The following is a 12845-nucleotide window of genomic DNA, read 5'->3' on the forward strand; positions in this document are numbered from 1 at the left end:
ATCTATTAGTGATAGGAGCGGATAATGGGTTGTTGCAATCAAGCACCGAAAGGCGGTGGTGATTTAAAACTTGGAATGAAAGTATTTGGTGTGATTGCTGTCGTGGTGGTGTTGATTGTTGTCGTGTTTGGTTAGCTCAATAGTGTTGTGAAATATAATAACCACAAGGTTCGATTAAGAACCCTGTGGCTACAAAAAATTGTGGTTACAATGAACGGTTTACTAAGACTAATTGGCGTCTAGAGTCAGTTCAGCGCTGCTGTTTTCGGTTTTTAATTTTGTTTGACTATCTAGAATAAACACACGATCAGGCTCGACATGTTGTTCATCCACTAGATAAGCTTTGATTGAGCGAGCACGTGCTTGTGCAAGGCTGCCTAGTTCATCGGGCAGCACAGTTTGAGCTTCGACTAATTGGTTGTACATGCTGGCATGTAAAGCCATGTTTAGCTGGTTATAATCTATTTCTTTTTGACCGATTTCGCTTTGAATTTGTTGCTTAATTTTATCTTCTTCATCGCCGACATCTTTTTTGAGTTGCTCTTCAAATATATCTTCAAGGGCATCAACTAAGTCGCCATCTTGTGGGAAATTGCTTGCTGTTAAGTTTTTCGGAAGAGAGGAATCCCCACTTTCTTTTAGCAGTAAATTTTGCAATTTTTCTTCCGCAATCGCACGGCTGTCATCGACAGCAGAAACAGAGCCGACAATACTAAGTTTCAGCATTGGGCGATCATCTAACGCTTTCGCTAAAAGAGTCAGTTTCTCTTTTTCTGAGTCGGTTAGGCTAAATTGACCGAATTCAAAATTAATATGGTTCAGTTCTTCATCACTGCCTGCTAACCCTGCCAACATTGAGAAAGGAGAGGTGACCGCTTTCGTGAGAACATTAGCAAATGCTCCCCAAATCACACTACCAAAGCTAAAGTTCGGCGCATTAACATCTCCGGAAACTCGAACGCCAAGGTCTATCACGCCATGGCGATCTTGCAATATTGCAATGGCGAGTGATAATGGCAAGCTTGTCGCTAGGCTAGAATTACTAGGTTCACCGAGTTTTAGTTGATCAATCACAACATGGTTTTCACCTACCAATTGGTTATTTTCTAACTGATAGTTTAACGCCAATGATAACTGACCTTTATCGATATAGTAGCCCGCATAGGCACCGGAATAAGGGTTGACCGATGTGAGTTCAACACTTTTAAAGATCAGATCCAAGTCTAAATATGGATTTTTAATTAATGGGTTGATGGCACCGTTTAGAGTCACTGGAGCATATTTGTCGATCTTACCTTTCAGGTTGACGGTTGCTTTTGTGCCTGGTGTTGAAGACAAGTTTTTGATGGAGCCATTAAGCAGTTCAATTCCCGAAGCAAAGTTTGGTTTAAGCGAGTAATCGGCAAAATAGGTTGACCCATTTTTAATGGTTATCTGCTTAATATCGACAGCAAAGGGTTTGCTATTTTCTGTCGTCGATTGGGTACTTTTACTGGGCTTGCTTTTTGGTGTTTTAGGTTGTGCCTTGACGATATTGCCAATATTCGTTTGTCGGTTTCTATCAATTAATATTTTGCTGTATGGCGTATTAAAGGCGATCGTTCCAATTTTGATGCGCTGTTTAGCTAAATCAAATTGGATATTGCTTAAACCCATATCATTCCATTTAATTAAAGGTTGATTTTCTAAGCGATCCCGCACGAGTAAGTTGCTGATATTGGCTTGTCCGGTATAGGTTGCATTCCCTTTGGTATCTGCGACGTAACTCCCTTTTGCAGATAAGAAGCCAGATTGAAGCTTTATGTTTAAATAAGGGTCGAGATAAGTTTGAAATTGGTTAAGGTCAAGCTTTGATAGATTCACGTCCCCCATAAAAGTGAGTTTCTTCGCATCAATATGACCTTGGCTACTCAAGCTTCCTCTTGATTGTTCAGGTTGAGACTTTCTCCAAGAATTTACTGATAAATCTAGGTCGTATTTGATTGGGTGACTTAAATCACTTAACACTTCTTGCGTTGAAATGGATAACGGATATACACGCCAATGAACTCCATTACTGACCATTTCTTCATTCACATTGATATCGGTATTTTTCATCGAAAACGTATGCAAACGTACTAGCCAAGGTGAAGATTGGGTATTGTTCGTTGCTGTCGGAGATGGATCTTGGTTGGATGTTGTGTTTTTTCTATCTGAATTTGTTGGTGCCGCAGTGGAGACTTTAACAGTGTTTTTAGACGTTTCAGCTTTGGGGGTAAATAAAGATTGTAGATCAAGGCCATTTTTATTGAGGATGGCATCGATCCATAGATTTTTAATCGCTAATGCATCGACATTAACCACTTGTTTTTGGCTATCTAAAGAAATGTTATTTAAGGCTAAGTGGGGCAGTTTTATTTTAGGTTGATTGTAGGCATTGAAGGTTAAGTTTATGAGTTCAAAATATCCTTCACTGGTGGAGTAATTGAACTGTTCTGAGGTGTTCGAAGCTTGAAAACGAGTCGAGTAATTCATTTTACCCGCTACTAATTTTGCTTGAAGTTGTTTTTCAGCAAAAGGCCAGAAATTGGCTAACGTAATGTTATCCATTGTTAGCTTTCCGTTGATGGAAAAAGGCTCAAGCTGAAATTGACCGTCCAAGCTGACTTCACCCTTATCAGCCCCGATAACATTAATGGCAAAATGATTCTGGGTTTGCTTAGCCTTGCTAGAAGTGGCAGAAGAAACGGGTTTATCCGTTTGGTTTTCTATTGGTGAAACTTGAGTAACCAAGGCTTGAGAGTCCAACTGTGGCAACTTGATATTCAAACCTTGATATTTTAAATGTGCACCGGTTGGCCAATCATGAAAGTCGAATATACCTTGGCTTAATTGAATATCTTCTACTCGAAAAGCTGGAAGGCCAGTGGTTTCTTTTTGAGGGGCTTCTTGGGCTTTAGATGCGTTGTTTTTTTCAAGAGTGGTTAGAATATCCGTGAAGTTAAATCCCGAAGATTGATCTAAACGCGCAACGTGGATTTGAGGTTTTATCAAATAGGCGTGATCAAGGGTCGGTGTGAGTGTAAAGACACTACGCCAAAAACCGATTTGCACATCTAATTCATCAAAGCGGACAAATGATTTTTCGTTGTCATGCTCTTGAACAGCAAAGCCTTCAACCTGAATTCGTAATAGAAAAGGATTGATACTTAGTTTTTCAATTTGGACATCTCGACCTAAAAGCTCGCTAAGTATTTTTGGCGTTTGTGATTGAGCAATCGCGGGAACCATTAATCCTAAAAGTAGGGCGTAACTAGCATAAGCGCAGCCCAAATAGGTGAGTATTCGAACGGCTTTTGGTGTTTGTTTAAAGCATAGGTACATTTTTTTTACAGCAGGGAACATATACGGTACATCCTTTATGGGTATGCCATCAAAAAGGGAGGAAATATTTCTTGAATTCAGGTTTTTCCTACATAAATGAGCGTGTTTATTATATATCTTAGAAAAGAACATCACAGTGGTATTTACCATTTAATTCTTAGGAAGTTCGATTTCGTGCTTATTTATTTTGATTTCGTTTATTTTCAACGTTAATGAATGCGAATGTTATGTGGATAGGCATTGTGGTTAGAAGAATCAATTATGCTTTAGCCGTGAGTGAATGTCTTTTTATTGTAAAAATATAGAATGACATATTGATGTTGTGAATGTATTTAATTATGGTCTGCGCGTTGAAATGGTATTGAAATTCAGAATCAAAAGGAAATGAACCATTTATGTTAAGTTCAATGAAATTAAAAGCGTTGGTGATTGCTGGCGCGGTTTTAACGGTTACGGCCTGTGAATCGACCAATCCTTATACAGGAGAAAGCCAAACATCGAAGTCAACGACAGGTGCGCTTATTGGCGCAGCAGCTGGCGCGGCGATTGGTGTTGCTTCTTCAAGTAAAAGTGATCGTGGTAAAGGGGCGTTAATTGGTGCTGCTTCAGGGGCAACGTTAGGCGGTGGTATTGGTTACTACATGGATTCTCAAGCGAAGAAGCTTGAGCAAGAATTGCGTGCAACGGGTATCAGCGTCACGCAAAGTGGCAATAATATTATTTTGAACATGCCAAACTCGCTTACCTTTGATGTGGACCAAACTGAATTAAGTAACACGGCGAAACGTGCGTTATTTAACGTGGCAAAAGTAGTGAATGAGTATGATGAAACCAATATCAATATTTTAGGTTACACCGATAGTTCAGGTTCTGATGCCTATAACTTACGTTTGTCTGAAGTGCGTGCCAACCAAGTGGATAAATTCTTAGTGAGTAACAAAGTTAAATCAACAAGAATTAACAGTGTTGGTAAAGGGGAAGCTAATCCTATTGCCTCAAATTCGACGGCGGCAGGGCGAGCTCAAAACCGCCGTGTTGAAATTATTTTAAGTCCTATGGCAAAATGATTTTCTGGTTGATATTGGATGGCAGGTTAGCCTAAGCATCAATATTAAAAACCAGTAATATTAACAATAAACGTCAATCTTGCCCTATCAAGATTGGCGTTTTTATCTATATTGCGGCGTTGTTTGGGTTATTGCATATGGATAGCGCCTATAAAACAATCGGCTTTACACGCACCACATCCAGAGCATTTCTCGAGAATAATTATGGGGCTTGCGTCATCTTTCCATTGCAGTGCTTGAGTTGGACAAGATGTTTCGCAAGCATCGCAGTAACCATAAAGGTTAATACAAGTGTCGTTCACTTGAGCACGTAAGCCCGTATCTTGCAGCTCACCTGAGAGCGCAATAGTTGGGCAAACATTTTTGCATTCACCACATAGCGTGCAGTGGGCATAATCCACATCTAACGTCGGATATCCAGCTTGCATATGAATAATGGCTTGTGGGCAAACCTTGGCACACTCTCCACATTGGTTACACAATCTCTGGAAAATATCTTCGTCGACAGCGGTTGGTGGACGAGGAACCGTTCGTTGCACGGCTTCAACGGCTTTGATTGCCTTAACATGAGAGCTAAGACCACCGAATAAACCTCGTCGAGTTAAGTTAGGTGCTGTCGACATGCTCAATTACTCCTGAGTTTCATTTCTATCTTGGTCGATTTGAATATAAATCTTTCTATTTTCTACCGGGATCAAGAAAACCTTAGTGTATTGCTCTAGTAACGTTTGAGTGGTTTTTACCAATGATGAATAACTCGGTTCGGTAAGTGCGAGACTGACATTACTAAGGTAAGTATGACTCCACGGAAGTAGGTGGACGCTTAGCATTTCTTGCAGTTCAGCTGAATCAATCGCGTTGTCATTTTCTTGGGTATCCAATAACGCACTTAGCGCCATTAACATTAAGCCAATATGATCGAGTGGATCGTTGTTTTTGGTTTCAAATTCAAAGCCAGCCTTGGTTAAAAACTGCTTATATTGGGTATGAGATTCACCGAATAATACGCATTCACGATCTAAATACACTGAGCCCCAAGGTGGCGCTGGAATATCTGCAATGCCGGAAAAATGTTGATCGTGCAGTGTGGTTAGATCATCAATATTGGCTTGTTTAAAGGCCGTTAATGTCGAGATAAATTGCTGCATTAACGGTGAAGCATCTTCTGGATCCAATGGAGTATTAAGTATCTCATCAATGCCGTATTGTGAGTATTCGCATGGACGATAATAGAATAATGAACCTAATGTTTTACTGATTAAGGCAGACTCTACATGGCTGTAAGTAGCAAGCGTCATAATATATCTCTATTGAAATTCGTCGTTAAAACCGCTTATTCGTATTGTGGGTGGCTAAAGTACAAGCGAACAAGTTACTGGCACATAATATACGTGTAAAAGATCGATCACACTTTGATGTAAAACAAAGTACCTATAAGGGGCTAGGTTCATAATTCGCGGCATAACTCGAACGTATAAAGAGGAAATGTCGTGTCAGTTAATCATAAACAGACAAATATTAATAATGCATTTTCGGTAACACGCCGAAGCTTTGTTAAAGGAAGTTCAGCATTAGGTGCGCTCGCAGTCGCATCAACAGGCTTAACGCTACCGTTTAGTAAGAAGGCGATTGCGAAAGAAACGCCAGCTAAATCTGATGAAAAAATCGTTTGGTCATCGTGTACCGTCAACTGTGGTAGCCGTTGTCCGTTACGCATGCACGTGGTAGATGGTGAAATCAAATGGGTCGAAACTGACAATACCGGCTTAGATGAATTTAACCATTCGCACCAAGTACGTGCTTGTTTGCGTGGTCGTTCTATGCGCCGCCGTGTTTATAACCCTGACCGTCTTAAATATCCTCTTAAACGTGTCGGTAAACGTGGCGAAGGCAAATTCAAGCGTATTAGCTGGGATGAAGCTTTAGATACTATTGCTGATAGCTTAAAACACACCATTAAAGAATATGGTAATGATGCGATTTACCTAAACTATGGCACGGGCACACTTGGTGGCACTGTGACCAAAAGCTGGGATCCAAGCGCAACACTTGTGGCGCGCCTAATGAACCTATCCGGTGGCTACTTAAATCATTACGGTGATTATTCTGCGGCAGCGATTGAATGCATGACTGATTTCTTCTACGGCGGTTGGGTGGCTAACAACAGCATGGATGATATTCAAAACTCAGATTTGGCTATTTTCTTTGGTAATAACCCAGCCGAAACTCGTATGTCGGGTGGCGGTCAAACTCATAACTATGTTGAGGGTCAGCAGAAAAATCATACTCGCACTATTATTATTGATCCTCGTTACACCGATACTGCTGGTGGCCGTGAAGATCAATGGGTTCCACTTAAACACGGAACCGATGCTGCGTTATGCGCTGCGCTTGCACATGTGATCATCACAGAAAACAAAGCAGATGAAGATTTCCTAAATAAATATTGTGTTGGCTACGATGCCACTACGCTTCCAGCTTCTGCGCCTAAAAATGGTAGTTATAAAGATTACATTCTAGGTAACGGCAATGATAAAACGCCAAAAACACCTGAATGGGCCGCGCCAATCACAGGTATTCCAGCTGAGGATATCATTAAGTTAGGCCGTGAAATTGGTAACGCAAACCGCATTTACATTACTCAAGGTTGGGGTTTACAACGCTCTGCCAGTGGTGAACAAGCGTGTAAAGCGATTGGTATGTTGTCCTTGTTGCGTGGTCAAGTTGGCTTGCAAGGCGGTGGCACTGGTATGCGTGAAGGCGACCATAGCTATCCGTTCCAACGTTTCCCGAAAGTACCAAACCCAGTAAAAGCATCAATCCCAATGTTCTTATGGACTGATGCGATTTATCGTGGCAAGGAAATGACCGATGTTACCGATGGTATTCGTGGCGTTGAACGCCTGCAAAATCCAATCAAATTCATTTGGAACTATGCAGGTAACTGTTTGATTAATCAGCACTCTGATATCAACCGCACTCACAAAATACTGCAAGATGAAAAAGCCTGTGAAATGATTGTGGTGATCGATAATCACATGACATCTTCAGCTAAATATGCGGATATTGTATTGCCAGACTGTACCACTTCTGAGCAATCTGATTTCTGTATGGATGGCGCAGCAGGCTCTATGCCGTACTTTATCTTTGCCAGCCAAGCGATCAAGCCTCGCTTTGAGTGTCGTCCTATTTACGACATGTTATCTGATCTTTCAAAACGTATGGGCACGGAAAAAGAATTTACTGAAGGCCGCACCCAAGAAGAATGGCTACAGTGGATGTACGCACAAACCGTGAAACAAAATAACGATCCAGATTTACCTGATTACGACACTATGCGTAAACAAGGGATTTATAAGAAACAATTTGATCGTCCTTATGTCGAATTGGAAGATTTCCGCAAGGATCCGACTGCGAATCCATTGCCATCTCCATCGGGTAAAATCGAAATCTATTCTGAGCAGCTAGCAAAAATTGCAGCAACTTGGGAGCTAGATGACGATGAGCACATTACGCCGATTGCTGAATACCATCCAACATTTGATGGCTGGGATTCTCCAAAGCGTCAGCAATTCCCATTACAAATGACAGGTTTCCACTACAAAGCTCGAACTCATTCCACTTACGGTAACGTTGAGTTATTGAAAGCGGCAGCGCCACAAGAAATTTGGATTAACCCAATTGATGCGCAGCAACGTGGCATCAAAAATGGGGATTTAGTTTTAGTGGAAAGTGAGTTCGGTAAGTTGCAAGTGTGCGCCAAAGTGACGCCTCGTATTATCCCGCATACGACTGCACTAGGTGAAGGTGCTTGGTATGCGCCAAATCGTGACAAAGTGGACATGAACGGCTCAATCAATGTATTGACGACAGCGCGTCCAACGCCACTGGCGAAAGCGAATCCATCACACACTAACTTAGTTGAAATTACACTGCTGAAAAGCATGGGAGTTAAAGCATGAGTGCACAAAATAACTCAGGTACGAATCAATCTATGAACGTCAAAAAACAGTACGGTTTTTATATTGATTCAAGCAAATGTACTGGCTGTAAAACATGCCAACTGTCGTGCAAAGACAATAAAGATCTTGATGTTAAGCGCAACTTCCGCCGTATTTACGAATATGTTGGTGGTAACTGGTCTGAGAACAATGGTGTATATCGCCAAGATGTTTATGCATATTACTTGTCGATTGCGTGTAATCATTGCTCAAACCCTGCTTGTACTAAGGTTTGTCCATCTGGCGCAATGCATAAGCGTGACGAAGATGGTTTGGTCGTGGTAAACGAAGAAGTGTGTATTGGTTGTAAATATTGTCATATGGCTTGTCCGTATGGCGCGCCACAATACAGTGAAGAAAAAGGTCACATGACCAAGTGTGATGGGTGTTATGAACGAGTTGGTGAAGGTTTGATGCCAATTTGTGTCGATTCATGCCCATTACGTGCGATTGAGTTTGGTGACATTAATGAGCTTCGCGCGAAATACGGCAACAATGCTGATTGTGCACCATTGCCAGATTCTCGCTTAACCAGCCCTAATTTGATTGTGAAATTGAATCCGAATGCGCGCCCACTTGGTGATACATCTGGCTTCTTACAAAATCCGAAGGAGGTGATCTAATGAACTTTTTAGAATTTCCGTTAGTGATTTTCACTGTTCTCGCGCAGTGCGCGGTAGGTGCCTATTTGGTGATCGCTACTCGCATGACGTGTGTGAAAGAAGAATCACAACTGACTGATTTAGCCGTGAAAAGCTTGTTCTTTGTGCTCGGTTTTATGGCGATTGGTTTTGCAGCATCAACGGCTCACCTCGGCAGTCCATTGCGTGCGTTTAACTCGTTTAATCGTGTTGGTGCATCAGGTCTTTCCAATGAAATATTAAGCGGCTCAATTTTCTTTGCGTTTGCAGGTATTTATTGGTTAACCGAAGTATTGGCAATGATCGGTAAATCAGTGGTTGGCAAAGGCGTTCGCACCGCATGGCGCTATCTAGGCGTAGTTTCTGGTGTGATCTTCATGGTCGCGATGATCAAGGTTTACTTGATAAATACCGTGCCGCTTTGGGATAACATTTTCACACCGATCGAGTTTACATTTACTGTGATCACGGCAGGTCTATTATTTGGTTATGTTCTACTAAATGCGTTTAATGGCAGTTCAGTAACATCCAATAAAAGGATGGCAGGCATTGGTGTACTACTGATAGCGATTCACTTTATTGTGATGATTGCTCGGATCCTTGATTTCTCTGGTGTCGTAACTTCAATTCACCAAGGTATTACCGTGCTTGATGAATACTCAAGTATGATCATGACCCAATGTGTATTGATGTTAGTGGCGGCCATCTTATGGGCTGTTTCGGCGCATCAAACCAGCAACAAAGTACGTTTTTACAGTATTCTGGCATTGTTCGCTATGATCGCTGCTGAAATATTTGGCCGTGGTGTGTTCTACGGTATGCATTTTACTTTTGGTTTGATCTAATCTTTAGATAGCAAAATCAAGCATAATACAGAGCCCGAGCTGCGAAGTTCGGGCTTTTTGTGTTTAGATGGACGATCAATAAAACTTAGGACAAAAAATGTCTAGACTTAATCCATTAATAGAATAATTAATAATGGTGCCGAGGAACGACGTAATGAAAGTAAAACGTATTGTTGCCAATGTGGCGGCGGTTAATCTAGACGATGCCACATTATTTTATGAGTCTATTTTTGACCTTACGCTCGAGATGGATCATGGTTGGATTAAGACATACAGTTCAGGTGAAAAAATGACCACACAGATCAGTGTGGCATCGGAAGGTGGTTCTGGTACACCCGTCCCCGATTTATCGATAGAAGTTGACGAGCTTGAAATGGTTCTTCAACGAGTGATTAGTGCGGATATCCACATTGAATATGGCCCTGTGTTGGAGCAGTGGGGGGGTCGTCGTTTTTATATTCGCGATCCTTTTGGCAAGCTTATTAATGTGCTGCAACATCAATAGCCATTAACGCTTCAATTAGATCCTAACCATGTTATGGAAAAAAGATAGGATCTTGAGATAAGTCTAATCAGAAAAAGAGATGCGATATGTTAGAAAAAGAAACGACGGGCCTTATCGTGGTGGATATTCAGGGCAAATTGGCAAATTTAGTACATAACAGTCATATGTTAATTTTAAATTGTACAAAGCTGATTCAAGGCGCGAAAATTTTGAATCTGCCAATCATTTGGCTTGAACAAAATCCAGATAAGCTTGGTCATACTGTTAAGGAACTTGGTGTCTTATTAAACCCCGCTATTCCGATAACAAAGTTTTCTTTTAACGCGTGTGAAGAACCCAATGTTATTCAATCAATGAATACGATAGACGTCGATTCGTGGTTAGTCTGTGGTATTGAATCTCATATATGTGTTTACCAAACGGTTTTAGGGTTACAACGATTAGGGTATAAAGTGCAGGTGGTTAGTGATTGTATTTCTTCTCGTACTGTTGAAAATACCCAGTTAGGTATACAAATGTTGATGAATAAAGGTGTAGACATGACAGGAGTTGAAATGTGCTTGTACGAGCTAGTGAAAGATTGCCGGTTAGAGGAATTCAAACCAATTCTTAATCTTATTAAATAATGAAAAAACAGCATGATTAATATGACTTTAACCGTATGATATTTAGGTATGTATGAATAATAACCGTGAAGTAATTGCGTATTTGCGCGAACGAATTCCAACATTTGAATGTAAACCAGGTTGCCATGATTGTTGTGGGCCGGTCACGACGTCTTCTGAAGAAATGTCTCGCTTGCCGGTGAAGAGCGATGCCGAGCATGATGCAGCATTAGCCGAATTTAATTGTGTCCATTTAGGGCCTCAAGGATGCATAGTATACGATGAACGTCCGTTAATTTGTCGGGTATTTGGTACGACGCCAAATATGCCGTGCCCAAATGGCTGCAAGCCTCAAGAAATGATTGAACCTAAAGTTGAGCGTCAAATACATCATTACATTCGAAACACGCGACAAGTATTGGTGTAAACGCGAGGGGTATAACGAGAAAAAGGGAGAAGACGTGAATCAATTAACAGAACAAACCATTGGGTGCCCATATTGCGGGGAAGCCATTCATATTCTTATTGATCCTTCCGATTTAGATCAACAATATATTGAAGATTGCCAAGTTTGTTGTAAGCCTATTAATTTTAGGGTGTCAGAAAGTATTGATGGAGCATTGATCGTTTCAGTGTATAGCGATGATGACGCCTTTTAAAGAATTAAGTTGTTGATTTTTTATTGCCTTGCTAGAGGGAAACGCTTAGATGATTTTTTCTAATCGTTTTTACCTATCTTTAAAATACATCAAACCCGTTTTTAGATGACGAATATTTCCGTAAAATTATAGCGAAGATAAAAGGTGAATACTTTTGTCTTCTTTTTATTTTCGGGAAGGTGTGTGATGAAGAAAGCGTTAGTGGTTGAAGGCGGGGCAATGCGCGGTATTTTTGCCAGTGGAGTTTTAGATAGTTTTCTTCAACATGAATATAATCCCTTTGATTTTGTGATGGGAGTTTCAGCTGGAGCCTCTAATCTTGTTGGATATCTAGCTAATCAACCAGAACGTAGCTTTAACGTGATAACGGAGCTTGCAACCAGTCGGCAATTTTTTAATCCGCTTCGTTTTATGAAAGGTGGTGATCTTGTAGATGTTAAGTGGTTAATAGAAGAGTCAAATCGTCAATACCCTATCGATGAAGACAAAGTATTTAACCACATTCCTTTTTTTGCCGTGGCGACTAATGTAGGAACTGGCCGCGCAGATTACTACAGAATCACCGCAGAAAATTATACCAAGGCGTTAGAGGCAACATCGGCACTGCCAATTGCTTATAAACATACGCCTTGTTTTTCTGGTGAATGTTATACCGATGGTGGGGTTGCTGATTCCATTCCAGTTATTGAAGCATATCGTCGTGGTGCACGTGATATCACGGTGATCTTATCTCACCCATTAAGTTATGTAATGTTGCCACCTAAAACGACATGGTTGACGAGGAAGTTGTTTGCTCGTCATCCTCATATTGCCCGCTCGATGTTATTAAGAGCTCGAAACTACAATAAATCACTCGATTTCATTAGACATTTTCCAGAAGATGCTGTTATTCGGGTGATCGCACCACCAGAAAATTTTGCTGTTAAACGATTAACAATGAAAAAAAATATGTTGGTAGAAGGTTATGAAATGGGATTAAATTCAGGTGAACGACATTTATCTCACCGTTTCATTACATTTAAAAATTAAGTTATTCACGCTAAGCCAATGGTGACGGGAGCTACCGATATTTAGAAAATAGTTCACATTTTCTTGTTCAAGAAATTCGATTGTCTTGGACAAATTTACCTAATTTATTGTGATGTATGTCACGCTATAA

At 40.8% G+C, this 12845-nt stretch carries 12 protein-coding genes; 9 read left to right on the forward strand and 3 right to left on the reverse strand.

Annotated elements, in window-relative coordinates; all coding sequences use genetic code 11:
• Nucleotides 1-228: 228 nt before the first annotated feature.
• Complete coding sequence (locus VCASEI_RS13925; protein WP_086963020.1) at nt 229-3384, reverse strand: DUF748 domain-containing protein; 3156 nt, start codon at nt 3382-3384, stop codon at nt 229-231.
• Nucleotides 3385-3758: 374 nt separating this feature from the next.
• On the opposite strand from VCASEI_RS13925, the gene VCASEI_RS13930 reads away from it, so the two are divergent.
• Nucleotides 3759-4430, forward strand: a complete 672-nt coding sequence (locus VCASEI_RS13930) for an OmpA family protein (protein ID WP_086963018.1) — start codon at nt 3759-3761, stop codon at nt 4428-4430.
• A 128-nt stretch (nt 4431-4558) separates the two neighbouring features.
• Here VCASEI_RS13930 and napF read toward each other — a convergent pair whose 3' ends face one another.
• Nucleotides 4559-5053 (reverse strand): ferredoxin-type protein NapF, encoded by a 495-nt coding sequence (gene napF / locus VCASEI_RS13935; protein WP_089110465.1) that lies wholly within the window; start codon nt 5051-5053, stop codon nt 4559-4561.
• A 6-nt stretch (nt 5054-5059) separates the two neighbouring features.
• Nucleotides 5060-5728 (reverse strand): molecular chaperone TorD family protein, encoded by a 669-nt coding sequence (locus VCASEI_RS13940; protein WP_086963015.1) that lies wholly within the window; start codon nt 5726-5728, stop codon nt 5060-5062.
• 192 nt (nt 5729-5920) lie between these two features.
• On the opposite strand from VCASEI_RS13940, the gene VCASEI_RS13945 reads away from it, so the two are divergent.
• The 8 genes from VCASEI_RS13945 (at nt 5921) to VCASEI_RS13980 (ending at nt 12715) form a co-directional block, all read left to right on the forward strand.
• Nucleotides 5921-8392, forward strand: coding sequence for a DmsA/YnfE/YnfF family dimethyl sulfoxide reductase (locus VCASEI_RS13945; RefSeq protein WP_162621073.1), 2472 nt, complete (start codon nt 5921-5923; stop codon nt 8390-8392).
• 32 nt (nt 8393-8424) lie between these two features.
• Nucleotides 8425-9054, forward strand: coding sequence for a DMSO/selenate family reductase complex B subunit (locus VCASEI_RS13950; RefSeq protein WP_086963076.1), 630 nt, complete (start codon nt 8425-8427; stop codon nt 9052-9054).
• Entirely contained in the window at nt 9054-9917 is an 864-nt protein-coding gene (locus VCASEI_RS13955; RefSeq protein WP_086963012.1) for a dimethyl sulfoxide reductase anchor subunit family protein, read from the forward strand. Before VCASEI_RS13950 ends, VCASEI_RS13955 begins: the two co-directional genes overlap by 1 nt.
• Before the next feature lie 154 nt (nt 9918-10071).
• A complete protein-coding gene (locus tag VCASEI_RS13960) occupies nt 10072-10422 on the forward strand; it encodes a VOC family protein (RefSeq protein ID WP_086963009.1) in 351 nt (116 codons plus the stop codon).
• 86 nt (nt 10423-10508) lie between these two features.
• A complete protein-coding gene (locus VCASEI_RS13965) occupies nt 10509-11048 on the forward strand; it encodes an isochorismatase family protein (protein ID WP_086963007.1) in 540 nt (179 codons plus the stop codon).
• Nucleotides 11049-11100: 52 nt separating this feature from the next.
• On the forward strand, nt 11101-11454 hold the full coding sequence (locus tag VCASEI_RS13970; RefSeq protein ID WP_086963005.1) for a YkgJ family cysteine cluster protein: 354 nt from the start codon (nt 11101-11103) through the stop codon (nt 11452-11454).
• 34 nt (nt 11455-11488) lie between these two features.
• Nucleotides 11489-11686, forward strand: coding sequence for a CPXCG motif-containing cysteine-rich protein (locus VCASEI_RS13975; protein ID WP_086963003.1), 198 nt, complete (start codon nt 11489-11491; stop codon nt 11684-11686).
• Between the two features lie 183 nt (nt 11687-11869).
• A complete protein-coding gene (locus VCASEI_RS13980; protein ID WP_086963001.1) occupies nt 11870-12715 on the forward strand; it encodes a patatin-like phospholipase family protein in 846 nt (281 codons plus the stop codon).
• Nucleotides 12716-12845: the final 130 nt, after the last annotated feature.

Source organism: Vibrio casei, from assembly GCF_002218025.2.
Classification (GTDB): Bacteria; Pseudomonadota; Gammaproteobacteria; order Enterobacterales; family Vibrionaceae; genus Vibrio; species Vibrio casei.